This window comes from Flavobacterium anhuiense, from assembly GCF_050990855.1.
In the GTDB taxonomy this organism is placed as follows: Bacteria; Bacteroidota; Bacteroidia; order Flavobacteriales; family Flavobacteriaceae; genus Flavobacterium; species Flavobacterium anhuiense_C.
In genome coordinates, this window is record NZ_CP158861.1 from 2572820 (window position 1) to 2598619 (window position 25800).

Annotated in this window: 28 protein-coding genes; 10 read left to right on the top strand and 18 right to left on the bottom strand. The window is 33.7% G+C overall.

What is annotated here, in order from left to right:
• Window positions 1-5: 5 nt before the first annotated feature.
• The 11 genes from ABTV69_RS11420 to trmD form a co-directional block, all read right to left on the bottom strand.
• Window positions 6-944, bottom strand: a complete 939-nt coding sequence (locus tag ABTV69_RS11420; protein WP_433836438.1) for an alpha/beta fold hydrolase — start codon at window positions 942-944, stop codon at window positions 6-8.
• 84 nt (window positions 945-1028) lie between these two features.
• Window positions 1029-1265, bottom strand: coding sequence for a uroporphyrinogen decarboxylase (locus tag ABTV69_RS11425; RefSeq protein WP_433836440.1), 237 nt, complete (start codon window positions 1263-1265; stop codon window positions 1029-1031).
• Between the two features lie 309 nt (window positions 1266-1574).
• On the bottom strand, window positions 1575-2522 hold the full coding sequence (gene rlmF / locus ABTV69_RS11430; RefSeq protein WP_433836442.1) for a 23S rRNA (adenine(1618)-N(6))-methyltransferase RlmF: 948 nt from the start codon (window positions 2520-2522) through the stop codon (window positions 1575-1577).
• 136 nt (window positions 2523-2658) lie between these two features.
• Complete coding sequence (locus ABTV69_RS11435; RefSeq protein ID WP_433836444.1) at window positions 2659-3318, bottom strand: thiamine diphosphokinase; 660 nt, start codon at window positions 3316-3318, stop codon at window positions 2659-2661.
• Window positions 3319-3431: 113 nt separating this feature from the next.
• A complete protein-coding gene (locus ABTV69_RS11440; RefSeq protein WP_433836446.1) occupies window positions 3432-3878 on the bottom strand; it encodes a DinB family protein in 447 nt (148 codons plus the stop codon).
• Window positions 3879-3880: 2 nt separating this feature from the next.
• Window positions 3881-4363, bottom strand: coding sequence for a GyrI-like domain-containing protein (locus tag ABTV69_RS11445; RefSeq protein WP_433836448.1), 483 nt, complete (start codon window positions 4361-4363; stop codon window positions 3881-3883).
• 2 nt (window positions 4364-4365) lie between these two features.
• A complete protein-coding gene (locus ABTV69_RS11450) occupies window positions 4366-5187 on the bottom strand; it encodes a DUF4249 domain-containing protein (RefSeq protein WP_433836450.1) in 822 nt (273 codons plus the stop codon).
• Between the two features lie 30 nt (window positions 5188-5217).
• Entirely contained in the window at window positions 5218-7599 is a 2382-nt protein-coding gene (locus tag ABTV69_RS11455) for a TonB-dependent receptor (RefSeq protein ID WP_433836452.1), read from the bottom strand.
• A 143-nt stretch (window positions 7600-7742) separates the two neighbouring features.
• Entirely contained in the window at window positions 7743-9962 is a 2220-nt protein-coding gene (locus tag ABTV69_RS11460; protein WP_433836454.1) for an NADP-dependent isocitrate dehydrogenase, read from the bottom strand.
• Between the two features lie 280 nt (window positions 9963-10242).
• Window positions 10243-10593: a 50S ribosomal protein L19 gene (rplS, locus tag ABTV69_RS11465; RefSeq protein ID WP_008462155.1), complete on the bottom strand. Its 351-nt coding sequence runs from the start codon at window positions 10591-10593 to the stop codon at window positions 10243-10245.
• Window positions 10594-10813: 220 nt separating this feature from the next.
• Window positions 10814-11488, bottom strand: a complete 675-nt coding sequence (gene trmD / locus ABTV69_RS11470; protein WP_433836456.1) for a tRNA (guanosine(37)-N1)-methyltransferase TrmD — start codon at window positions 11486-11488, stop codon at window positions 10814-10816.
• 182 nt (window positions 11489-11670) lie between these two features.
• Here trmD and ABTV69_RS11475 point away from each other — a divergent pair, with 182 nt between their 5' ends.
• The 9 genes from ABTV69_RS11475 (at window position 11671) to ABTV69_RS11515 (ending at window position 18819) form a co-directional block, all read left to right on the top strand.
• The gene (locus ABTV69_RS11475; RefSeq protein ID WP_433836458.1) at window positions 11671-12021 is read left to right on the top strand and encodes a hypothetical protein; all 351 of its coding nucleotides are present in this window, start codon (window positions 11671-11673) and stop codon (window positions 12019-12021) included.
• 893 nt (window positions 12022-12914) lie between these two features.
• Window positions 12915-13376, top strand: coding sequence for an IS200/IS605 family transposase (gene tnpA / locus ABTV69_RS11480; protein ID WP_433836460.1), 462 nt, complete (start codon window positions 12915-12917; stop codon window positions 13374-13376).
• Between the two features lie 12 nt (window positions 13377-13388).
• Window positions 13389-13925, top strand: coding sequence for an NADPH-dependent FMN reductase (locus ABTV69_RS11485; RefSeq protein ID WP_433836462.1), 537 nt, complete (start codon window positions 13389-13391; stop codon window positions 13923-13925).
• 31 nt (window positions 13926-13956) lie between these two features.
• Window positions 13957-14829, top strand: a complete 873-nt coding sequence (locus ABTV69_RS11490; RefSeq protein WP_433836464.1) for a sugar phosphate isomerase/epimerase family protein — start codon at window positions 13957-13959, stop codon at window positions 14827-14829.
• 12 nt (window positions 14830-14841) lie between these two features.
• Window positions 14842-15744 (top strand): reprolysin-like metallopeptidase, encoded by a 903-nt coding sequence (locus ABTV69_RS11495; RefSeq protein ID WP_433836466.1) that lies wholly within the window; start codon window positions 14842-14844, stop codon window positions 15742-15744.
• Between the two features lie 12 nt (window positions 15745-15756).
• On the top strand, window positions 15757-16107 hold the full coding sequence (locus ABTV69_RS11500) for a cupin domain-containing protein (RefSeq protein ID WP_433836694.1): 351 nt from the start codon (window positions 15757-15759) through the stop codon (window positions 16105-16107).
• A gap of 188 nt (window positions 16108-16295) precedes the next feature.
• The gene (locus ABTV69_RS11505) at window positions 16296-17450 is read left to right on the top strand and encodes an MFS transporter (RefSeq protein WP_433836468.1); all 1155 of its coding nucleotides are present in this window, start codon (window positions 16296-16298) and stop codon (window positions 17448-17450) included.
• A gap of 42 nt (window positions 17451-17492) precedes the next feature.
• A complete protein-coding gene (locus ABTV69_RS11510; protein WP_433836470.1) occupies window positions 17493-18425 on the top strand; it encodes a peptidylprolyl isomerase in 933 nt (310 codons plus the stop codon).
• Between the two features lie 91 nt (window positions 18426-18516).
• A complete protein-coding gene (locus ABTV69_RS11515) occupies window positions 18517-18819 on the top strand; it encodes a cytochrome c (protein ID WP_433836472.1) in 303 nt (100 codons plus the stop codon).
• 91 nt (window positions 18820-18910) lie between these two features.
• On the opposite strand, the gene ABTV69_RS11520 is transcribed toward ABTV69_RS11515, so the two are convergent.
• From ABTV69_RS11520 to ABTV69_RS11530, 3 genes are all read right to left on the bottom strand, one after another.
• Complete coding sequence (locus ABTV69_RS11520; RefSeq protein WP_433836474.1) at window positions 18911-19303, bottom strand: GreA/GreB family elongation factor; 393 nt, start codon at window positions 19301-19303, stop codon at window positions 18911-18913.
• 374 nt (window positions 19304-19677) lie between these two features.
• Window positions 19678-20232: a thioredoxin family protein gene (locus ABTV69_RS11525; RefSeq protein ID WP_433836476.1), complete on the bottom strand. Its 555-nt coding sequence runs from the start codon at window positions 20230-20232 to the stop codon at window positions 19678-19680.
• Between the two features lie 127 nt (window positions 20233-20359).
• A complete protein-coding gene (locus ABTV69_RS11530) occupies window positions 20360-21253 on the bottom strand; it encodes an alpha/beta fold hydrolase (RefSeq protein WP_433836478.1) in 894 nt (297 codons plus the stop codon).
• A gap of 127 nt (window positions 21254-21380) precedes the next feature.
• Here ABTV69_RS11530 and ABTV69_RS11535 point away from each other — a divergent pair, with 127 nt between their 5' ends.
• Complete coding sequence (locus ABTV69_RS11535) at window positions 21381-21716, top strand: tRNA-binding protein (RefSeq protein WP_144214881.1); 336 nt, start codon at window positions 21381-21383, stop codon at window positions 21714-21716.
• Window positions 21717-21803: 87 nt separating this feature from the next.
• On the opposite strand, the gene ABTV69_RS11540 is transcribed toward ABTV69_RS11535, so the two are convergent.
• From ABTV69_RS11540 to ABTV69_RS11555, 4 genes are all read right to left on the bottom strand, one after another.
• Window positions 21804-22352 carry an RBBP9/YdeN family alpha/beta hydrolase gene (locus ABTV69_RS11540; protein WP_433836480.1) on the bottom strand — a complete coding sequence of 183 codons (549 nt, stop codon included), beginning with the start codon at window positions 22350-22352 and terminating at the stop codon, window positions 21804-21806.
• A gap of 24 nt (window positions 22353-22376) precedes the next feature.
• Window positions 22377-23201 (bottom strand): alpha/beta hydrolase, encoded by an 825-nt coding sequence (locus ABTV69_RS11545; protein WP_433836482.1) that lies wholly within the window; start codon window positions 23199-23201, stop codon window positions 22377-22379.
• A gap of 185 nt (window positions 23202-23386) precedes the next feature.
• Window positions 23387-23755 (bottom strand): PUR family DNA/RNA-binding protein, encoded by a 369-nt coding sequence (locus ABTV69_RS11550; RefSeq protein ID WP_306157030.1) that lies wholly within the window; start codon window positions 23753-23755, stop codon window positions 23387-23389.
• Window positions 23756-23823: 68 nt separating this feature from the next.
• Window positions 23824-25602 (bottom strand): ABC transporter ATP-binding protein, encoded by a 1779-nt coding sequence (locus tag ABTV69_RS11555; RefSeq protein WP_433836484.1) that lies wholly within the window; start codon window positions 25600-25602, stop codon window positions 23824-23826.
• Between the last annotated feature and the right edge of the window lie 198 nt (window positions 25603-25800).

The window sequence follows — 25800 nt, forward strand, 5'->3', positions numbered from 1 at the left end:
AAATTTTAATCTAAAAAATTAATAACAGCATCATTTACAACCTTTGGCTGATCTATGGTTAGAAAATGTCCTGCATCTTTTACAAGTTTGGTTTTGGAGTTCGGCAAATGTTTCTGCGCTATCTCTAAGCTTTCTTCTGAATTAATCACGTCTTTGTCACCAACCAAAACCAAAACAGGATTCTGAATAGATGCTAATTCTTTGTTTGAAAACGGCATCATTTTTAACATGCTTGAATTGGATTTTGCGTATTTATTAGCTAAATAAAACTGTCTTTTATAGGTGCGGCTTATGTTTTCTGGATGAGTTGAAAAAGTGTTTAAGGTTTTACTGAATTTCTTTTCGCTTGGAAAAAGTTTCAGCATTAATGCTGAAGTCGTCTTTCTTGGTTTGTCAAGAAATTTGAAAGTCTGCGCAGGGCTTAATAAAACAATTTTATCAATAGAATTTGGTTTTTGAATAGCTAATAACGTGGCAATCCATCCACCTCGTGAAGCGCCAATAATGTCGAATTTCCTTAATTTATAATGATCAAAAATCTCATTGTAAAAAACTACAATATCATCTGAGGAAAGAGGTTTTGCTGTTAGATTGGATTTGTTGGGTTCCATAATAAAATCAATCGCGTAAATGCGATGATTCTTGGCTAAAACCTGAATGTTTGGATACCACATTGTTGAGCTGGCATCCATTCCGTGGAGTAAAACTAAAGATTTTCCATTTTTTGGACCTGCGATTACAACGTGTGCGGTTCCAAAATTGGTTTTTACATCTTCTTCGTTATACGGAATATTCCAAAGTTTTAAAGCTTTGTCGTAAGCAGCTTGGTATTTGACTTCTTCAGTTCGGGTTTTAAAAACATAGTCTTCATATTTTGCTTTTTTTGAAGCGCAACTTGTGACTATGAAAAGTACGATGGCTAAGCGGGAATATAGTTTTAACATGGTATAAAATTCAATTTTCAGCTTAAAGTTACGAGTGGAGTAGGTGAAAAGTGTATCAGAATTTTATTTTAAAATATCATAATTTTAAGATTTATCATTTTTTGAGGTTAAATAATAAATCTGTACAAAGGCTAAAATGGCATTCGGAATAATTACGGGCCAGAGCCACTGGCTTAAGTCGCTAGAGTCGTTTAAAAAGATGCCATAAATAACAAAACAAATACAGCCAAACATATTAATCAGTCGGATTGTTCTAAGGTTTTTAAGTAAAAAACCGCCAACAATAAAAACAGATGCGAGATAACCAATATATTCTGCCATAATCTTGATTTTAAAATGTTTACAATAAATGTACTTAAAGTAAATTATAAAATCAAGGTTTTGGTTTGGAAATCAGTTGTTTGAAAATTTTAGTTTGTCAAAAAATATTTCGCTCCGCTGGAGCTTTGGAAACTACGACCAATAATTTCTATAAATATTTCGTCCCGCGGGGACTATTCTAAAATAATATCTATTTCAATTTGTGTTAAGGCTCCGGAGGAGCCAAATATTTATAGCAAAATTTGTCACCACATGGTATAAAAGCTCCAGCGGAGCGACACATTCTAAAATGTTAGAAAATCATATCTTTTAAATTGTAGCTTTTCGTTGAGCATCATTTAAAAAACTCCAAGCTACAATACGACTATTTTTCTGTCCTTGCGCCATATCAATTGTTTGGACAGAAACAGCATTTACTTTTTTCAAAGTTTTATAAATCGAAGAAAGATTTTCTTTTTTAGAAACCAAAGTTGTAAACCACAAAACCTGTGAAGCATATTTTGCGCTTTCGTAAATCATTTGAGTTATGAATCCGATTTCGCCGCCGTTGCACCATAATTCGGCATTTTGACCTCCAAAATTTAAAACGGGATTTGTATTTCTTTTTTCTTTCGGATTAAGATTGGAAACTTTTCTCGATGCACTTTTATTTGCTTCTTCCGCAGAGGCATGAAAAGGCGGATTACACATTGTGAAAGTAAAACGATCTTCGGGCGTAATGATGTTTTTGAAAATGAAGCGAGATTCGGTTTGCTGTTGTAAACTGATTGCGTCAATTAATTTCGGATTGGCTTCGATAATTTTACTGCAATTTTCAATTGATTTTTTGTCAATATCCGTCGCTACAAAACTCCAATTGTAAATGGAATTTCCCAAAATAGGATAAATGCAATTTGCGCCAGTTCCAATATCTAAACCTAAAACAGACGAAGTATTTGGAATTTGATTGTTGTTGCTTTCCGCTAATAAATCGGCGATGTAATGAATGTAATCGGCGCGGCCTGGAATTGGTGGACAAAGATAATTTTTAGGAATATCCCAGTTTTGAATTCCGTAATAGGTTTGTAGTAAAGCGCTATTTAAAGTTTTTACCGCTTTTGGGTTACTGAAATCAATGGTTTCGATTCCGTGTTTATTTACTGATACAAAAGCTTTTAATTCAGGACAATTTGAAATTAGTTTTTCGAAATCGTATCGTGCTCGATGAAGATTTCTTGGGTGTAAAATGTTTTTTTCAGAATTGTCGTTTGCTTTCATTTTCATTGATTTCGATTGCAAAGATAGGTAAGAAAGTCTTGTTTTGAAAATGAGTGCCCTAGTCCTGATGGGAGCGGCATCCTTTTTCTGGCTTCTTTAGCCAGGAAAAGATACAGCGGACAGCAGGAAATAGCTTCTAATCAAAACACTCCATTAAAAGAAGATCTCCTTCATGATGTGTAATGGTTACAATGCCATCTTTTTCAACAGAATTACTGCTTCCGGTTCTGTAGCCCATTGTTAGCGTATCATTGTTTAATTCGTATTTTAAATTGGTTGAATTAATACCGTTTACAATACCAATAGGAATCAATGAAATTGGCGTGTTTGCGGTATACCATTTCTCGAATTTTGTTGGCAAAAGAAATATTTTTGAGTGATCGTCTAGAATTACAATTTTTAGTAAATTTCTGTAACGAACAATTTGTGTTAAGTTTGTGATGGTGTGATCGGCACGTCTTCCGGTTGCCCAAACGACATTTACGGCAGGAATTTTTCTTTCTATAAGATAATCAAAAGCTTTTTCTAAATCGGTTTTGTCTTGATCTGGCGTGTGAACGATTTCGATTGGAAATTGCGATTTGTAAATTTCTGGATCGAAACCGCGATCAAAATCACCCAAAAGGACATCGACTTTTATGCCTAATTCAATAACTCTTTCGATAGCTGAATCTAATACAACAACTAGAGGCGACCATTCTAGCAATTGCCCTAGTAATTCAGGGTCACACGCTGCGCCGTTTGCAATTATTAAAGCAGGTTCTTGATCGTCGCGGACTATATGATGTGATGACATGTATGTTTTTTTGAATGTAGTGCAAATGTACGGTTTACCATTGTAGATTTTAGATTTTAGTTTTTTTTAATCTTTAGGATAAAAATCTAAAATCTACAATCTGAAGTCTAAAATTAGAAATCTAAAAGCCTTCTGTGGTAATTAATTTGTCCTAAATGATAGGCTAAATGTGTTGAAAGATGAATTAGGAAGAATCCTGTGGTCATTTCTTTTTCGAAAACGATCTGCGGATAAATCTGTTCTAAATCTTTTTCTGTTAATGCATCTAAGCTGTTATTAACGACTTCAATTGTGCTTTCGATTTTGGAAATCAGTTCTGATTTTGAAATATCTTTTAATGAAAATTCTAAAGGACGATTTCGTACATAACCCGTTTTGCCAATTTCTGCACCAATATAAGTGTTGAGATTTCCAATTAAATGCAGACATAAATTTCCTGCCGAATTGGAAATGTTTTTGTCAATTGCCCAGATCTGTTTTTCGAATTCATAAGATTCTATTTCAAATTTTAGTTTGTCTAGATCTCTATTGAAAAGTGTTTTTAAAGTTTGTAAAATCATATTTATTCTCTGCTTTTTATCGGAATCCAAATTTCTTCCTCAGAGTCTGGATCGTCTTTTTTGTATTTCTCATTCATTACTGCAAAATGCGGTCTGTTATCTACTGTATATTCAGAATTTGGCAACCATTCTGCAAAAATGTAGTGATACGTTTTGTGAGCTTCTGTAGCTGGACCTATATGAAGAAAGACAGCATATAGACCATCAGGAACTGTCAAAGTTTCCATTCCTTCTGGAACATTACCGTAATCTGAGACTTCTACGGCTGCCCATTTTTTGAAGCTTTCATTAGGGTCAAAATTATCAAAATGGTTTTCTTTATAAACTTCTAGAGAATATAAATTAGCTCCAATTGCATTTTTTATTTCTTTTCGATTTGGCATAAAACCGCTCCATAATTGAAAAGTTTTATTTTCGATGAACGACATTTCAATAGAATGGCCAGCGAGTTTTTTCTCTGTTAAGGTTTTGATGATTGGTTGCATAATTACTCAATTTTGTACTTTTTTGTACTGGTTTCGCTAAGAGAAAAGTATCCTAGCGGATAATTATTTTTATCTGTTGTATTGATGATATTTCCTTTTACGGTTGCGGGCGGCGACTGAAATGGACCTCCAATATTGCTTCCAGCTATACTAACCAAAATATTCATATAGTTAAAATATTGCCTAGAAATTCCGTAATGTGTTACTTCAACTTCATCTCCTGCTTTTAAATCTTCATCAACAGCACTGCTGAAAATTTCGTTTCCTTGATAGAACTTGTCTTCAGAAACATAATAATTTGAAGTGATTTTACTCGAATAAACATATTTAAACAAATAAAAATTGTCTTCATCAGCAGGATCTGTAAAGTACGCTTTTATTTCGATATCTTCTCCTGTAAAACCGCTATCATTTTTTTGTTCAATTCGTGTAATGGGCGCTACCGATTTTAAAATTTCTGTTGCCGTGTAAGTATTTCCTTTGCTGATAACGGTTAAAGTATATTCTTCATTAAGTTCGGCTTTGAAATCATTACAAATGTAATTGCCAGTTTTATTGAATTCGGTAAAGTTAAATTTTTGGTTTTTACTGTTTTTTATGAAAACTACAGCATTTGATACTGCCGGAATTTGATTTTCAAAATATCCCGTTGTCGTAGAAAGTTTGATAATCTGTTGTTTTCCAGAACTTCCTTTTTCCCAATTTATAACAGCTTCTATAACCAATTTAGCAGGCGCTGTTTCTAAGTCAACATCAACCACTTCTTCACAGCTTGTGAAAAAAAGTGATGAAAAAAATGCGATAAAAAAAAATAATTTTCTCACAATCATATCTTAGTTTTTGAAGTGATTTTTTTAGAATTTGAAATTATAGCTTACTGCAGGTACAATTCCGAAAATAGACAATTGCACCGCTTCGTTTACTCCTGTATCAACATTTTGTCTGAAATTGATCGAGGCCGCATTCATTCGATTATAAAGATTGTAAATGCTGAAAACCCATTCGCCTTTCCAGCTTCTATCTTTGTTTTTACGTGGCGTTAAAGTGGCAGAAATGTCCAAATGATTATAAGAAGGAAGTCGATTTTCGTTTCTTAAACCGTAACTTGGCACTACAATTCCTAAATATTGATATTGTCCGTTCGGATACGTTACAGGTTGTCCTGACTGTAAGGCAAAGTTAGCGCCAAATGACCATTTTTCGTTTAAATTGTAAGCAGATGTAATCGCCAAATTATGCGTTTTATCGTAAGCTGATGCGTACCATTTACCGTTATTAATGCCAATTTCTTCCGACGTTCTTCCTGGAGTTTGCTGTTCCGATCTTGAAATAGTGTACGAAATCCAGCCGTTAAATCGACCTTTGTTTTTCTTCACCATCAATTCTAAACCATACGATCGCATATGGCCATTTAAAACAACCTGTTCGATGGCGTTATTGGCAATTAAATCGGCGCCGTCAATATAATCTAATCGGTTTTGTATTTCTTTATAATAGGTTTCTACTTCTAACGAATAGGCATCATTATAAATATTTCTAAAATAACCCACAGCAACCTGATCTGCAAGTTGCGGTTTAATATAATTGTCACTAGGCATCCAAACGTCTAGCGGAGTAGGAGATGAGGTGTTGGAAATTAATTGAAGATATTGCGCCATTCTGTTGTAACTCGCTTTAAGAGATTGCTCCCCATTTAATTGATAAGAAATAGAAAAACGCGGCTCTAGATTATCATAACTCTGAATGACTTTATTTTTGCCAAAATGTTGAGTTGAAGTTGGTGTGCCTTTTTCGTAAATCTGCATGTCGTTATTAAAAACTACTGCTTCGTTATTGTCGTAATAATTAACGGTTGAAGCGCCTAATCTGTAAAATAAACTATAACGCAATCCGTAGGCAATGGTGATTTTTTTAGAAAGCTGACTTTCGGCATCTAAATAGACAGAAGGCTCAAAAGCATATTTTTTATCTAATTGATCTGGATTAATGCCCGAATCTTCACCTGTCGGTTTAATGGTTCCAGGATTAAAGTTGTAGTAGATTCCGTTTACACCGTAATTCAGTTTTAATTTGTCGGAAAGATAATGTTTGAAATCGTATTTGAGATTGTAATTTTTGATTCCAGAATCCCATTTGAATCCCACAAAATCAAGATCTAATCCGTAATAATAGTCGCTGTAAATTAGAGAGAGATTGGAGAATAATTTGTTAGAATACAAGTGATTCCATCTCAAATTTAAGGTTGAATTTCCGTACGTATTCGTAAAACTTTTATTTAATCTGAAAACGTCTCTTCCAAAATATCCAGACAAATACAAACTGTTATTGTCGTTGAGTTTGTAGCTTAATTTAGTATTTAAATCGTAAAAATACGCGGCGTTATCTTTGTCTTTTTCAGAGAATTTGAGAAAAAGATGTGCATAGGAAGCTCTTCCGCCTATCAGAAAAGAACCTTTATCTTTGACAATTGGACCTTCAGCCAATAGACGACTTGAAATCAATCCGATACCGCCATTCATATGAAAATCTTTACTGCTGCCGTCTTTTTGATAAATTTCTAAAACAGAAGAAGCTCTTCCTCCATAACGTGCTGGAATTCCGCCTTTGTATAATTTTAAATCTTTAATGGCATCGGGATTAAAAACAGAAAAGAACCCGAAGACGTGAGAAGAATTAAAGATTGTAGCTTCGTCTAGAAGAATCAAGTTTTGATCGGCTCCTCCTCCTCGAACATTAAATCCAGAAGCGCCTTCACCCGCATTGGTAACTCCAGGGAGCAATAAAATAGATTTTAAAACGTCAACTTCTCCTAAAACAACGGGCATTTTTTTTATGGTCGAAATGGAGAGTTTATTGATACTCATTTCTGGCGATTTCACATTTATTTTGCCTTTGTTCTCTGTTATGATGACTTCTTGAAGTTCTTCGCTATCTTCTTTGATGGAGAAATTACTTTTTGTATTCTGATTTAAATTAATTTTTTTTTGAATGGTTTGATAGCCAATATAACTGATTTCAATTTCGTATTCGCCTTTTGGTGCAGAAAGAGAATAGAAGCCATATTCGTTAGTGGTGGTTCCTATTTTTAAGGCTGGAATGAAAATGTTAACTCCAATTAAAGTTTCATTGTTTTTGCTGTCGCTAATGATTCCGCTTAAAGTGAATTTTTCCTGCGCAAAGGAGGTGAAAATCGTTAAAATAAAAAGAAAAAATGCGCAGGTATCTTTTGTAATCATTATATTGATTTTGATTTACATAGTTAACAAATTCTTACTAAATATTCTCGCGAAACTTTTGTTAAACATAAGTTAAGATAAAAAAAAGGACAACCTTATGAGTTGTCCTTTTTGTTTATTTAGAAATACAGATGTATTCTGAATTATTTGATTTTAGCAACAATACCGTTGAAAGTTTCGCTTGGTCGCATTGCTTTGCTTACCAATTCTGGAGTTGGTTGGTAGTAACCTCCAATGTTTTGAGCTTTACCTTGAGCACCAATTAATTCTGCATCGATTTTAGCTTCATTAGCTTCAAATTCAGCAGCAATTGGAGTAAAGATAGCTTTCAATTCAGCATCTTTAGTTTGAGCAGCCAAAGCTTGAGCCCAGTAGAATGCTAAATAGAAGTGAGAACCACGGTTGTCAATTTGTCCTACTTTACGAGCTGGAGATTTATCGTTTGCTAAGAATTTATCGTTAGCTTGGTCTAAAGTCTCAGATAAAACAATTGCTTTAGAATTGTCTAAAGTTTGTCCTAAATGCTCCAATGAAGCACCAAGAGCTAAAAACTCTCCTAATGAATCCCAACGTAAATATCCTTCTTCTGTAAATTGCTCAACGTGTTTAGGAGCAGAACCTCCAGCACCAGTTTCGAACAATCCACCGCCATTCATTAAAGGAACAATAGAAAGCATTTTAGCAGAAGTTCCTAGTTCTAAAATTGGGAATAAATCTGTTAAGTAGTCACGTAAAACGTTTCCAGTTACAGAGATAGTATCTAAACCTTTGATGATTCTGTCTAAAGTGAATTCTGTAGCAGCAACTGGATTTAAAATACGGATATCTAAGTTTGTAGTATCGTAGTCTTTAAGGTATTTTTGAACTTTTACGATCAATTCTCTATCGTGTGCTCTGTTTTCGTCTAGCCAGAAAACAGCAGGAGTACTAGATAAACGAGCTCTGTTTACAGCCAATTTAACCCAGTCTTGAATTGGAGCGTCTTTTGCTTGACACATTCTGAAAATGTCATTAGCTTCAACGTTTTGCTCCATTAGAACATTTCCGTTAGCATCAACCACGCGAACAACTCCGTCAGCTTTCATTTGGAAAGTTTTGTCGTGAGATCCGTATTCTTCAGCTTTTTGAGCCATTAATCCAACGTTAGGAACACTTCCCATTGTTTTCGGATCAAAAGCACCGTGTTTTTTACAGAAATCGATTGTTGCGGTATAAACTCCAGCATAAGAACGATCTGGAATAACAGCAAATGTATCTTGTGCTTTTCCTTCTTTGTTCCACATTTGTCCAGAAGTACGGATCATTGCAGGCATAGAAGCATCAACGATTACGTCAGAAGGAACGTGTAGGTTTGTAATTCCTTTATCAGAATTAACCATTGCCAAAGCTGGTCCGTTTTCTATAGCGGCATTAATTGCTGCTTCAACTTCAGCTTGCTCAGGTCTTCCAGCAATTTTAGCATAGATATCACCTAAACCATTTCTAGTGTCAATATTTAATTCAGCGAATAAAGAAGCGTATTTTTTGAAAACATCTGCAAAATATACTTCAACGATAGCGCCAAAGATAATTGGATCAGAAACTTTCATCATGGTAGCTTTTAAGTGCACAGAAAGTAAAACTCCTGCAGCTTTAGCTTCAGCAATTACATCAGCAGCAAAAGCTTTTAATTTGCTTACGCTTAAAACAGAACTGTCAATAATTTCTCCGGCTTTTAAAGGAGTACTTGCTTTAAGAACAGTTGAAGTTCCGTCTTTAGCAACAAATTCGATTTTTACATCATTAGCTTCGTTTACAGTAACCGATTTTTCACTTCCGTAAAAATCACCGCCTGACATAGAAGCCACTTTAGTTTTTGAGTCAGCAGACCAAGCACCCATAGAGTGAGGGTTTGCTTTTGCAAAGTTTTTAACTGCTCTTGGAGCTCTACGGTCAGAGTTTCCTTCACGTAAAACTGGGTTTACAGCAGAACCTAATACTTTTGCATATTTTGCTTTAATTTCCTTTTCAGCATCGTTTTGTGGATCTTCTGGGAAATTTGGTACGTTGTATCCGTGTGATTGCAATTCTGCAATAGCCGCTTTTAATTGCGGTACAGATGCAGAAATGTTTGGTAATTTGATAATGTTAGCTTCTGGCTGAGTTGCTAATTGACCAAGTTCTGCCAAGGCATCTCCAGTTTTTTGAGCATCAGTCAAAGATTCTGGGAAGTTTGATAAAATTCTTCCTGCCAGCGAAATATCTCTGGTTTCGATTTCAATTCCAGCTGTCGCTGTAAAAGCTTGAACAATTGGTAACAAAGAGTAAGTTGCCAATAGAGGCGCCTCATCAGTTAAGGTGTAAAAAATTTTTGATTTTGTCATTTTCTTTTTTTTTTATAATCGTATCGTCAGGAGTTAACGATGTAAAAGATATATTCGGCTCAAAATGAGCGGAGCAAATATAATAAAATCACAACGAAAACGGTTGAGTTTTGGTGAGAAAAGACGAAATTAACAGATTGTTATTTCGAGCTCGTTAAATTGCTAAATCGATGATTTTGGTATTAAAAAATTACAGTTTTGTTAGTGGTGAAAATAGAACATAAAAAAAACTCGTTTCAAACGATATGAAACGAGTTTTTTATAACATTTAGATAAATGATTATCTTCTTTTATCTTTAATCTTAGCTTTTTTACCAGTAAGTTGTCTGAAGTAGAAAATTCTAGCTCTACGTACAGCACCTTTCTTGTTAACTTCGATTTTTTGTAAAGCTGGTAAGTTTACTGGGAAGATACGCTCTACACCAACAGATCCAGACATTTTACGGATAGTAAAAGTTTCTGTAACACCAGAACCTCTTCTTTGAATCACAACTCCTTTGAAGAACTGAGTTCTTGTTTTTTCACCCTCTTTAATTTCGTAGAAAACAGTGATTGTGTCTCCAGCTCCGAAATCTGGGAAATCTTTTTTAGCAACGAATTCGTCTTGAACGAATTTTAATAAATCTGCCATGATAATTTAAATTATGGTTTTTATATTAGAACAACATTCACGGATCTCGCCAGAGGTTGGTCAAATTCGGGTGCAAATGTAAAAAATAATTATAAATTATGAATTATAAATTGTAAATATTTTTTGAGTCATAAAGTCTAAAGTTGTAAAGTCATAAAGATTTCAAAATGAAGATTCTAAATAATGGACTTTATGACTTTAGACTTTACAACTTTATGACTTATTCTAATAAATCTGGCCTTCTGTTTTTAGTATGTTCATAAGCCATGTCTTCACGCCATTTGTCGATTTTTGCTGCATGGCCGCTGGTTAAAACTTCTGGCACTTTCCATCCTTTATAATCTGCGGGTCTTGTATAAATTGGACCTGAAAGTAAATTGTCCTGAAAACTATCTGTCAAAGCTGAGGTTTCGTCACTTAAAACACCAGGAATTAATCGGATCAAGGCGTCAGATAAAACTATTGCACCCAATTCTCCTCCAGATAAAACGTAATCACCAATAGAGATTTCTTTTGTAATAAAATGATCTCTCACTCTTTGATCAACACCTTTATAATGACCGCATAAAATAATGATGTTTTCGTACATCGACATTTTATTTGCCATTTTTTGATTCAAAGTTTCGCCATCTGGTGACATATAAATTACTTCATCATAGTCACGCTGGCTTTTCAAATGAGTTATGCAGTCGTCGATAGGCTGAATTGTCATTACCATTCCGGCACCTCCTCCAAAAGGATAATCGTCTACACTTTTTTGTCTGTTGGTGCTATAATCACGAAGATTGTGAAAATGCACTTCGACCAAACCTTTATCAATGGCGCGTTTCATAATGGAAGCCTCAAACGGACTTCTTAATAATTCTGGTAAAAGAGTAATAATATCAATTCGCATCTTTATTCGATAATTTTCTTGCTTGGCAAAGATACAAATAAAGCACAGAGTCTTTTGGTAATAATTATATAACATAGTTATTGAATTGTGTAAAATTTATAATGGTAACTTTAATTAATATTACGCACCTAATTATCAATAGATAACAACCAAAACCAAACACAAATTCTAAAAGCTTAATTATGAAAAAAGCAATCATAGCAACCGCGATACTTGCACTCTTTATATCCTGTGCAGGTACCAATTCGGCAACTGTGGCCGTGGGCGAATCCAAGACGAAAGTGCTAAAAATATTGGGTAGTCCAGTAAGAACTTTAGACAATAAACAGAATGGAGAAATTCTTGTTTATGCAGATCAGGTTTTTGTTAATGAAGATTCACAAGCAAAAAGATCAAACTACTGGCGTTACAATTATGTGTATGTAAATAAAGAGGGCAAAGTAACTTCTACACGACAAGAAAAGCAAAACTATCCGCCACAAGCAATTGATTCAGTAAGAATGGAAAGTATGAATCTGTTGACGGTTAAATAAAATCTAGTCCCTAACAGAACAAAATGAATCGGTATTGCTTTGGCTACTGATATTTTTTTTCCACCGATATTCGGTTCCTGACGGAACCGTTTTTTTTTTTTTTTTTTTAATCGATATGATTGAAATATTGCTTCTACCGATATTTGGTTCCTGACGGAACTGTTTTTGTGACATATCGATTGATTAAAATATTGTTTCTACCGATATTTGGTTACTGACGGAACTGTTTTTTTTATCGATATGATTGAAATATTGCTTCTACCGATATTTGGTTCCTGACGGAACTGTTTTTTTTAATCGATATGATTGAAATATTGCTTCTACCGATATTTGGTTCCTGACGGAACTGTTTTTTTGTTATATATCGATTGATTGAAATATTGTTTCTACCGATATTTGGTTCCTGACGGAACTGTTTTTTGTGACATATCGATTGATTAAAATATTGTTTCTACCGATATTCGGTTCCTGACGGAACCGTTTTTTTTAATCGATATGATTGAAATATTGCTTCTACCGATATTTGGTTCCTGACGGAACTGTTTTTTGTGACATATTGATTGATTAAAATATTGTTTCTACCGATATTCGGTTCCTGACGGAACTGTTTTTTTTAATCGATATGATTGAAATATTGTTTCTACCGATATTTAGTTCCTGACGGAACTGTTTTTTGTTATATACCGATTGATTAAAATATTGTTTGCCGATGTTTTATTTCTGGCGGAACTATTCTTATCATTGATATGCCGTGCTATTTTACTTTATTTTTTAAAAATTGAAAGATATTTCTTTCTTTTTTCTAAGTTTGCATTTATCAAATATTCCGATAGGAATAAAATATCGGTAGAAATAATAATAAAGAAATCGATGTCCCGTAGGGACTATATGTAATGGCAAACACATATACACAAATACATATTCATTTTGTTTTTGCTGTCAAATATAGAAAAGCAATTATCCATAAAAATTGGAAAGATGAACTGTATAAATATATTTCGGGAATCATCAGGAATAATAATCATAAACTTCTTGCTATAAATGGAGTTTCAGATCATATTCATATTTTGGTTGGATTTAGACCTGTACAGTCAATATCAGAATTGATGAAAAATGTAAAGCAAAATTCATCAAAATGGATCAATGAAAATAGATTTATAAATACTCATTTTGAGTGGCAAGAAGGATATGGAGCGTTTTCATATAGTAAGTCTCAATTGCATGCGGTTATAAATTATATTGAAAATCAAGAGCAGCATCATAAACAGAAAACGTTTAGAGAAGAGTACATTAATTTTCTTGAAAAATTTGAAGTCGATTATGATGAAAAGTTTATTTTTAAGGAACTAATTTAGTTCTTATTGAATATGTCTTCACCAAAAATAAAAATCCTTGCCATATCTGGAAGTACTAGAAACAACTCCAGCAATTTCAAAATTCTTAAATATATTTCAGATTATTTAAAACCTCAATTCGAAGTAGAAATTTTCGAAGATTTGGAAAGTCTTCCGCATTTTAATCCAGATTTAGATACAGAAAATCCTCCAAAAGAAATTACTTTTTTTAGAAATAAAATAATCAACGCTGATGGCGTAATCATTTGCACGCCCGAATATGTGTTTAGCCTTCCTGGAAGTTTGAAAAATGCTTTAGAATGGTGCGTTTCGGCGACTATTTTTTCAAACAAAAATACAGGTCTGATTACGGCTTCGGCTTCTGGAGAAAAAGGGCACGAACAGCTTTTGTTGATAATGAAAACTCTGGAAGCTAAATCTGATGATGCAACTCAGCTTTTAATTCAAGGCATTCGCGGAAAACTGAATGCTGAAGGAGAAATCGTATCGGAAAAAACTGCACAAGCGCTTCAAAAGTTGGCAGAAAATTTTAAGAACCAATTTTTATAATATATTTACTTTCTGAAAATTATATCATAAAATGATTAGCAGAAGAAATTTTATCGTAACCACAGGTTTAGCCACAACAGCTGTTCTGGCTTCACCATCATTTGCATTTTCTATGAATAAAAAAGAAATAGGTTTACAGTTGTATACGCTTCGTCACCAACTGCCAAAGGAAGTAAAAGAAACGTTAGAAAAAGTGGCTACAGCGGGATATACGACAGTCGAAACATATGGTTTCTCTACCAAGGATCAGTTTTGGGGACTAACGGCAAAAGAATTAAAAAAGATTCTAGATAAAAATGGCTTAAAGGCTATTAGTGGGCATTATAATTTAGGAAGTTTTTTGTATGACGGGAATACTGAAGAATTAATTGCTTCAATTGAAGCAGCTAAAATTCTAAAAAGCGAATTTTTAACTGTTCCGTGGGTTGATGAGCCTTTTAGAAGAAATATCGAAGATTATAAAAAGATTGCCGCTCGGCTAAATGAAGCGGCAAAAATGTGCAAAAAAGCAGGTCTCAAACTGGCATATCACAATCATGATTTTGAATTTCAAAAACACGAAGGCGTTACAGGTTTTGAAATTTTATTAAAAGAAACCGATAAAGATTTGGTCTTTTTTGAATTGGATTTATATTGGGTAGTTCATTCAGGAAATGATCCTTTGCAATTATTCAAAGAAAATCCTGGACGTTTTAAAATGTGGCATGTAAAAGACAAGGACAAAAACAATAACGATTTGAATACAGAAGTTGGTTCTGGAACAATAGATTTTAAGCCTTTATTCGCGGCAGCAAAACAATCTGGAATGATTCATTTTTTTGTAGAACAGGAAAATAATTTTGCTTCCAATTCTTTTGAATCTATAAAATCAAGCTGTGATTTTATTTCGAAAAACTTAATCTAGTACATTTGGTTTATGAAGAAACTTCTTTTGTTGTTATTAGTAATTCTTTGTTCTTGCGAATCAAATAAGAAAGAAAAGTCAGATCTAAAACCAGAACCGAAACCGGAGCTTAATTTAAAACTAGATCCCTATTTTGTCGCAATCAAAAATAATGATGTTAAGCTTGGTAAGCCTGTTTATGGCGATTGGCTTTATTCTCGCAATGAAAAAGGACAGACTTTTGAGCAGTTTATCAAAACAAAACATATTATTCCAACAAAAGAAGAAAACATTATTTATTTGCAACCTATAGGAAAATTTAATTCGTTGCAGAAGAAGCAAATTGAATTAGTCGGTCAATATTTGCAGCTATTTTTTCAGTTAGAAACTAAGGTTTTAAAAGATGTTTCAAATGATATTATTCCGAATAAAGCCAGAAGAATTGGCGATGTAGGACAGGAACAATTTTTAGCGGGTTATATTTTGACTGATGTTCTAAAAGAAGAAAAACCAGATAGAGGAGTGGCTTTAATGGCAATAACAGAAAAAGATTTGTATCCAAAGCCAGAATGGAATTATGTTTTTGGATTGGCATCTTATAGAGATAAAATTGCAGTAAGTTCGATGTATAGAATGCAAAAAGAAGCAGATTTTAATTTGAGTTTAGAGCGGTTATTGAAGATTTGTTCGCACGAAATTGGACATATGTTTGGTTTGCATCATTGTATTGCGGCTAATTGTGTTATGAATGGAACAAATAGCATGACAGAAACAGATGGACATTCTATTAGATTGTGCTCTCTTTGCCAAAGAAAATTAAATTCGGGATTTAAATATAATAATGTAAAAAGAGTAAAAGAACTAGAAAAATATTTTAAGGACAACAAACTAACCAGCGGTGTTAAGTTGATGGAAAAAGACCTTAAAAGCATTTAATAAAAATTAAAAATTATGAGTTTAGGTACGAGCAAAGAGTTTATAAAAGGAGACGATATCGAATGGGAAGTAGTCGGAGAAGGCATCAAACGCAAGATTTTAGCTTTTGACGAAAGAGTAATGTTAGTAAATGTTTATTTTGAAAAAGGTGGCATCGGTACTTTGCACGACCATTACCATTCACAAGTGACCTACATCGCAAGCGGAAAATTTGATGTAACCATTAGTGGCGTAACACAGACTTTAAAAGAAGGGGATAGTTTCTATATTCCGCCTCATGCTGTGCATGGAGTTGTATGTCTGGAAGAAGGAATGCTGACAGATGTTTTCAGCCCTGCAAGAGAAGACTTTTTGAACTATTAAAAGTTGAAAAAAAATAACCATATAAGTGCTATAAGGAATTTAAGTTTAAATTTCGTCAAGCTTTTAAATGAACTTATGGGACTTATATGGTTTAAAAAAGCTTAAAATTTATACTTTTTTTAAAGTTCTGCTAAAGATAAGAGTGGTATTTTTGCAGCATGAATTTATCAAAAACGAATGTACTTTTTATGGCAGTTTGCACTGGTCTTATAGTTGCAAATCTTTATTACTGCCAGCCTTTGATTGTTTTAATTGCCAACGAATTTAAAATTCCCGAAGCCAGCGCCGGAACAATTACTTACCTTACTCAAGCGGGTTATGCAATCGGACTGTTTTTTATGGTGCCTCTTGGCGATAAATTAGAGCGAAAAAGGCAAATTTTAATGACCACTTTTGCTACGGTAATTGCCTTATTAATTGCAGCAACAGCCAAAAGTTTTCTTATTTTACAAATTGCTTCACTGCTAATCGGAATCACGTCGATTGTGCCACAGCTTATTCTTCCCTTGGCAGCTTCTCTAAGTGCTCCTGAAGAACGAGGAAAAGTGGTAGGAACTATTATGAGTGGACTTTTAGTTGGGATTTTGCTTTCGCGAACTTTAAGCGGATTTATCGGCCAAGTTTTGGGTTGGAGATCAATGTTTTATATCGCGGCTGGAATTTGTCTTTTGATCTTTTTTGTAATCCAAAGCAAGTTCCCGCAGAACAAACCTCAATTTCAAGGAACTTACGGTCAGTTAATTAAATCGTTATTTACGCTTATTAAAACGCAGCCTGTTCTACGTGAAGCAACAGCAATCAATGTTTTCAGTTTTGCGCAGTTTGGAGCTTTCTGGACTACAATGGTTTTATTGCTTTCTGGAGAACCGTTTCATTTTAATAGTGCCACAATCGGATTGTTTGGAATTGTTGGGGCATCTGGAGCTTTGGCAGCGCCTTTGGTTGGAAAATTGGGCGATAAAGGAAACTCAAGAATTGCAGTGGGTTATGGCTGTTTATTGGTTTTAATCAGTTTTATAACCTTCTATTTTGCTATCGAAAGTGTAATCGGAATCGCAATTGGAATTGTATTTATCGATATAGGAATTCAAGGTGTTCACATTTCAAACCAAACACGCGTTTATTCGTTATTGCCAGAAGCCAGAAACAGATTAAATACCGTATTTATGTCGCTTACCTTTTTAGGAACGGCTGCAGGATCTGCGTATGGTTTATTGCTTTGGAAATTGGGCGGGTGGCCTGCTGTCACAATCGGATGTATGGTTCTATCATTAATCTCATTAGCTATTTACGGACTTACTTATAAATCAAAATCTAAAAAAGCGAAAGCGCAAATTGATTAAAAAATTAATTTGTAAATTTGCGTTCAAATTAAAAATAACAACATGGAAAACGGAATATACGCTAAATTCAATACTAGCAAAGGTTCAATTTTAGTAAAATTGACACACGATTTGACGCCAGGAACTGTAGGTAACTTTGTTGCTCTTGCAGAAGGAAATATGGAAAATAAAGTAAAACCTCAAGGACAAAAATTCTATGACGGATTAACTTTCCACAGAGTAATTGCAGATTTCATGATTCAAGGAGGTTGTCCAAAAGGAACTGGAACTGGAGATCCAGGTTACAAATTTGATGATGAGTTTCACCCAAGTTTGAAACACGATCGTCCAGGAGTTTTATCTATGGCAAATTCAGGGCCAGGAAGTAACGGTTCTCAATTTTTCATTACACACGTTCCAACTCCTTGGTTAGATAACAAACATAGTGTTTTCGGGCACGTTGTTGAAGGACAAGATGTTGTTGATGCTGTTGCTCAAGGTGATAATTTAGAGTCTGTTGAAATCATCAGAGTTGGTGAAGAAGCTCAAAAATGGAATGCTATTGAGGCTTTCATTGGTTTAAAAGGTGCTCGTCTAAAAAGAGAAGCAGCTTTAAAAGCAGAATCTGAAGCAAAAATGGAACAATTAGCTGCTGGTTTTGATAAAACTGAAAGCGGTTTACGTTATAAAATGATTCAAAAAGGAGAAGGAAAAAGAGCTGAAGCTGGAAAAACAGTTTCTGTACACTACGAAGGTTCTTTAGAAAACGGAAAAGTTTTTGATTCTTCTTACCCACGTAAAAAACCAATCGAATTCAAATTAGGAATTGGACAAGTTATCGAAGGATGGGACGAAGGTATTGCTTTATTGCAAGTGGGAGACAAAGCGCGTTTTGTAATTCCATCTGATTTAGCTTACGGGCCATCTGGTGCAGGAGGAGTTATTCCGCCAAACGCAACTTTGATTTTCGACGTTGAATTAATGGACGTAAAATAAGACTTCATTAGCAATTTAGTATTGTTATAAATAGAATCCCATATGTCACGGCATATGGGATTTTTTTATATTTACTAAAAAAACAAAGCCAATGAAAAATATAATAATCCTTGCAGGACTAGCATTATTTATGGTTTCTTGCGGAAGTAAGAAAGCAGCTCCTGTAGCATCTGCACCAGCTAACGAAACAACAAAAGCTGTGGCATTAACACCTGAATTAGAAGCAGGTAAAAGTTTATACGAAAACAATTGTGCAAAATGCCACAAATTGTTTGAACCGAAAAAGTTTACAAAGGAAGAATGGACACCAATTTTGGTAAGAATGGGTAAAAAGGCGAAGTTAGATGAAACTCAAATGACGTCGATTACGAATTACATCGATTCTCAACTATAAAAAGACAAAGGGCATTTCAGAAATTGGGATGCTTTTTTTATTTGGATGAGGTATAAAAAAAACACCGTCACAGAATGAGGTGTTTATAAAGTTACGAATGCAGTACGTCTGAATTGTCTACTGAAACTACTTTTAATGTTTTAATTCCTGCAGGAAGTTCCCAATCAACCTGATCATTTTCTTTAAAACCAATTATAGCAACGCTTAATGGTGCTAAAATCGAAATTTTTGATTGTTTCAAATCTGCGGCTGAAGGCAAAACAATTTGAATTTTCATTTGTTTATTGGCTTGTACATCTTCAATGGTAACAAACGAATTGATGCGAATAACCGAATCTAATTCACTCTCTTTGCCAATTACAGCGCGATCTAATTCTTGTGAAAGTAAATTGGCTTCTTTTGTATTGGTTTCGTTTTTACTTTTTAAAATCAATTCTCTTAGAAATTGATAATCTGCTTTGCAGAAAGTAGGTATTGGTTTCATAATCGTATTCATTTATATTATTAAAATTTATTTATTCATTCATGGTGTTTTAAAATTATAGTAATCGTATACTTTTTAATCCTTGAACTCAATTTTTGAACGGATAGAAAAACGGAAAATCATCTGATAGAGTAATGCTCTTTCAAATAAAAAACGAATTAAAAAATTTGATAAAATCCTCCGTCAAAAGAAGAAAAAAGTGAAGTAGACGGAGGCCTAAAAAATAAAGGCCTTATTATGCGAAATAATTACAGCAGGAAGTGGTTTTGCAATGCAAAACGACTTTAAAGCGGCTGTAAGTAATGTTGTATTTCCCATAAGGATGTTAAACTGAAAAAGCAAAGATACGTAATCTTTTTGGATTTAGTGAGGATTTACTTCCATTTTATGCCACAACCCAAACTTGGTTTTTGTGGTTCTTTCAAACTTCTATTGTAAATTAAAGCATCAATTGCTCCTCTCAAATCGCTTCCGCTCAGGGGAATACCGTTGCCTGGTCTAGAATCATCCAACTGTCCACGATAGAATAATTTGTTTTGATTGTCAAATAAATAGAAATCTGGGGTGCAAGCTGCTTGATAGGCTTTTGCAACTTCTTGAGTGGCATCATACAAATAAGGAAAATCAATTTTGTTTTCCAGTGCAAAGTCAGTCATAAATTCTGGACTGTCTTGCGGATATTTTACAGCATCATTACTTGAAATAGCAATTACGCCAAGACCTTGAACGCGATAATCGTTGGCAATCATTACAACTTCTTTAATTGCATGGTGTACAAATGGACAATGGTTACAGATAAATAACACCAGAGTTCCTTTCAGACCTTTTAAATCTTCAAAAGTAAAAGTGTCATTAGAATTAGTGTCTTTTAAATAAAATTCAGGAGCAATTGTTCCTAAAGGAAGCATTGTTGATTCTGTTCGTGCCATTTTATCTCAAATTTGATTTTCAAAAATAACTTTAAAAATCTGTAAATAAAAGAGCACAAGAATAAAAAATATCCAAAGAAAGCAGTTAGCTGCAAGAGCTTGCTTCTTTGGATACTCTTTCAAATTTTTAGGAATTTAAAAATTCCAGTAAATCTTCATTTAATTTTTCTCTATCCGTATAAAAAAGTCCGTGTGGTGCTCCTTCATACTCAATATAGGTATTGTTTGCTATAGATTTTGCAGCTTTTCTAGAAGTTAAATCAATTGGTACGATCTTATCATCGTCTCCGTGAATGATTAAAGTTGGGACTTTAATAAAATCTACTTCATCTCTAAAATCAGTGTATGAAAAAGATTCAGCACATTTTAAAGTTGCTCTTGGAGAAGCCACAGAGCATAAATTTCTATAGTATTCTAGTAGAGGCGTGCTTAAAGGTTTGTTGATGATATTAACGCCGAAAAACGTTTTTCCAAAATTATCAATAAAGCCTATTCGATCTTCTTTAATTGCCATTGCTGTATTATCGCTTTTCTCTTTTGGATGGCCATCAGGATTGTCATGAGTTTTTAGAAGAAAAGGAATAATTGAAGAAATCAAAGCAGCTTTTGTAACTCCTTTTCCTCCGTGACGGCTAAAATAACGAACCACTTCGCCACCTCCCATTGAAAAACCTACAAGTGTTACATTTTCTAATTCGAGTTGTTCAATAATTTCTTTAAGATCATCAGCCAAAGTATCATAGTCATAACCATCCCATGGTTGAGAAGATTTTCCGAAACCGCGGCGATCGTATGCTATAACGCGGTAATTATTTTGCACTAAATGATCTATTTGATATTCCCACATTTCATTTGAAAGCGGCCAGCCGTGAATTAGGATAACCGGTTTTCCTTGGCCATAATCTTTAACATAGAGGCGCACATTTTGAGCGACTTCTATATATTTATCAGTATGAACCTGTTTTAGATTAGATTCAAAATCTTTAATTGACATGCATGCATTTGGTTCAGTATGTTCCATGTTTATATATTTTTACGTGAGTTTCATTCTTTTCTCTTGTAAAATTAGACCGTAAGCAAAAGAAATGGGTTATAGAATTAGGCGCATTAATTACAAAATTTATAGGTTTGTAATAAAACAGATTAAAATGGATTTAACTTGGAACGAATTTGAAAGAACCGATATGCGCATCGGAACCATTATAGAAGTAAACGATTTTCCCGAAGCTAGAAAACCGGCTTTTCAGCTGACAATTGATTTTGGTTCAGAAATAGGAATTAGAAAATCTTCGGCACAAATAACCAAAAGATATCAGAAAGAAGATTTAGTAAATCGCCAAATTGTGGCTGTTGTAAATTTCCCCAAAAAACAAATCGGGAAATTTATGAGTGAATGTTTAGTTCTTGGCGCTGTAGGCGAGGAGGGAGATGTAATTTTATTAGCTCCCGATTTTAAAATACCAAATGGACTTCGAATTGGATAAAGTGATCAGTGTTCAGGTTTTTAGTGTTCAGTTTTTTAATGATAAGTTAATAACTGACTACTCAAAATTTGAACACTGACCACTTTTTTAAAAATTTATTCTTTCAATCAATTGCTGTAAAATCAATTGTCCCTCTTCCCAATATTTCAAATCAGAATCAGAGTTGATGTGGCCTTGTTCGCCAATATTCACAAAATCACTTCCCCATTTTTCGGCAAAGTATTTTTTTCTTTCGAATAGCGAATAAGGATCATTTTCGCTTGCTACAACTACCGATGGGAAGGGCAATTGGTAAAGTGGCATTGGTGAAAAATTTCTCGTGCATTCTGGTGTGTGTTCTGGTGAATCTACATCTGCGGGAGCCACTAAAAATGCACCAATAATATTGGAATTATTAGATTTTTCTGCCCAATGCAAAACCAATGAAACGGCTAAACTGTGGGCCACTAAAATAGTTGGTTTGTCTAGTTTTAAAATGTTCTCATTTAATCTTTCAAGCCATTCTTCTCGAATCGGTTCGTCCCAATTGTCTTGTACAACCCGAATGGAATTTTCGAATTTTTTGTGCCAAAAGGTTTGCCAGTGTTTTTCTCCAGAATCTCCAAGTCCTGGTATAATTAATAGTTGTGTCTCCATTGCCGTGGAATTTTTATTTAGTGATTATTTTTTACGTTCTTTTAAAATTCGGTTTACTTCATTAACCAAAAGAGGAAAAGCAGGTTCTGTCATTCCGTGGTTGTAACCGTCCAATTCGTAAAGTTTAGTTTGCGTATGTCCAACCAATTTCATCATTCTGGCCATGTATGCATTTTCTTCGTATCGCCCCAACATTTCTAGTTCGCGATCTCCGGTAATTAATAATAAAGGTGGAGCGTCAGCACGAACGTGGTATAAAGGAGCGAATTCGTCAATTGTTGGTTGTTTTTCTGGAATTCCATTTTCTCTTCTAATTTCAAAATGCGTAATGCACTGACTGCTAAACGGAATAAGCCCAGCAATTTGATTGGCATCAATTTTTTCTTTCTGGAGCCATTTTTTTTCTAAACCAATCATCAAACTTAAATAAGCTCCAGCAGAATGTCCAGAAACGAAGATTTGAGATTTATCTCCGCCATATGTTGAAATGTTATTAAAAGCCCAAGCAACAGCTGCAGCAGCGTCTTCAATACATTTCGCAGCTTTTACTTTTGGAGATAATCTGTAATTTACGCCAATAATAGCAAAACCTTTATTTTTTAAAGCTTCAGGGATTTCTTTATTTCCTCCAGTTAATCCGCCACCGTGAAACCAAACGATTGTAGCAAACCCACTTTTGTTTTTTGGATAGTAAATATCTAAAACACATCTTTCGCTAATGTATTTATCTGCTTTATTTGCCGATGCGTTATAATATTGAATGTTGTTTTTCGTTTCATATTCTGTATTCTGTGCAGAAAGAGAGATTCCGAAGATTATGAAACTTAAAAGAAGAATTAGTTTTTTCATTTTTTTGTGAGTTAATAGTAAGATGTTAGAAGTAAAATGTAATTTGTGAAATGTTAGAAGTTAGTTAAAAGAAATATGAATCGTAAATCTCACATTTTACAAATCGCATCTCACAAACATAAAAATATAAAAAAAGTCCAAAATGCAGAACAAATTGGACTCTTAATTTATATGGATGATTTTGATTAAATATCGTCAAAATCAATATCTGTAAAACTAGATCTTTGACTTTCAGCTTTTTCAGAACTGTATTCTTTCTTAAAGTCTTTTTGATGTCTTTCAGAAATTACTTCTTCACCCTTGTGGTTCAGAACATAAGAAGTCATTTCCTCTAATATTTCGGCGAAAGCACTAAAATCTTCTTTATATAAGTAAATTTTGTGTTTTTTGAAGTGAAAAGAACCATCTTCCTCAGTAAACTTTTTGCTTTCGGTAATAGTAATGTAGTAATCATCAGCTTTGGTAGCTCTCACATCAAAGAAATAAGTTCTTCTTCCTGCGCGTAATACTTTAGAAAAAATCTCTTCTTTTTCTAACATGTCATTTTCTCTCATAATACGTTCTATCATTTTTGGAATTAATAGTACTCAAAAATCATAAAAAATTATCTATTACGCAACAATTAAAGTAATTCTTTTTCCGAAAGTTGTTTTAAATATAACGACGAATAATATCCCTCTTGATTTATTAATTGATTATGAGAGCCTTGTTGAATTATATAGCCATCTTCAAGGATAATAATTTTGTCTGCGTTCTTTGCAGATGAAACACGATGACTTACAATTATGGTGGTTTTGTCTTTAGAAATTTCAAATAAATTATTCAAAATCAACTCCTCGGTTTCGGTATCAACAGCAGACAAACAATCATCAAAAAGTAAGATTGCAGGATTTTTTATAATCGCTCTTGCAATCGAAACACGCTGTTTTTGCCCTCCTGAAAGTGTGATTCCTCGTTCCCCTAAAACGGTGTCGTATTGTTTGTTAAAGGCAATAATGTTGTCATGAACAACGGCATTTTTAGCTGCTTCAATTACCTCTTCATCCGTTGCATTTTGATTTCCGAATTTGATATTGTTTTTAATCGTATCAGAAAATAAGAAAGCATCTTGAGGTACAATCCCAATATTGTTTCGAAGGTCATTTAGGTTTAAAGCGCTGATTTCGTTTTCATCAATTTTAATTTCACCTTTTGTCACGTCATATAATCTCGATATCAAAGAAAGAATCGTCGATTTTCCAGAACCAGTTTTTCCTAAAATGGCTAAAGTTTCTCCTTTTTTTACTGTGAAAGAAACGTTTTTCAGCGCTTCAATATTAGTGTCTTTATAGGTAAAAGAAACATTATCGAAAGTAATATTTCCTTGAATATCTGATGAATTTTCGTTGTTGTTTTTAATTTCTGGTTCAATTTTCAAGAATTCGTTCAAACGTTTTTGAGAAGCTTCTGCCTCCTGAACCATTGAAGAAACCCATCCTAAAGAAGCAACTGGCCAAGTTAGCATATTTACATATAATATAAATTCAGCGATTGTTCCAATATTCGGAATGCTTCCATTAATATACATTACGCCTCCAAAATAAATTACCACCAAATTACTGATTCCGATAAGGGCAATCATCAACGGACCAAATAAAGATTGCACTCTTGCTAAGCTTAAACTTTTGCGTTTGCTTTCTTCAGCCAAATCAACCATGTTATTTTGATGTTGATGTTCTAATGAATAAGCTTTTATAACGCGAATTCCAGAAAAGATTTCTTGAGTAAAACTCGATACTTTAGAAAGATATTGCTGGAAAGTGGTGCTTCGTTTATTGATTTCAGAACTTAGTTTAAAAATACAATAGGAAAGAATTGGTAATGGCAAGATAGTATATAAGGTAAGGAGAGGAGAAACATTGTACATATATAGGATAACAATCGCGAAACGAATAAATGTATTAATAGTATACATTACTGCTGGCCCAACATACATACGAACTTTTGAAACGTCTTCGCTAATACGATTCATTAAATCTCCTGTTCTATTTTGTTTGTAGAAATTCTGCGAAAGATTCTCATACTGTCTGAAGACTTCATTTTTTAAATCAAACTCAATGTGACGTGACATTACGATTAAAGTCTGGCGCATTAAAAACGTTAGAAATCCAGCAACAATCGTTGTTCCGATGATAAGTAGCACATTATGAATGAGATCCTGACGATATGCAGCGATTATAATTTCAGAATTTTGCTCTGCTACAGAAAGTTTGTCAAAATTTTCAATGGCGTTTAAAGACTTACTAATGAGCTTTGGAGTAAATAAAGAAAATATTTGTGCGATTATGGTGATTAAAATACCTGCTGAAAAACTATATTTATACTTGATGAAATATTTGTTTAAATAGCTTAATTCTTTCATTTTTTTAAGAAATCTGATATTGAATTGATTTGAATTTAAGAATTATTGGTAATTAAAATTATAATAATTTGCGATTTAATCAAAACAATAATATTGTAAAATTGTTATTTAATGGATAAAAAATTAGCACATGTGTATTTTTTAATTATGTTTGAGAAGTCTTTTTGACGAATTCATAATTTTAACCTAATTAATACT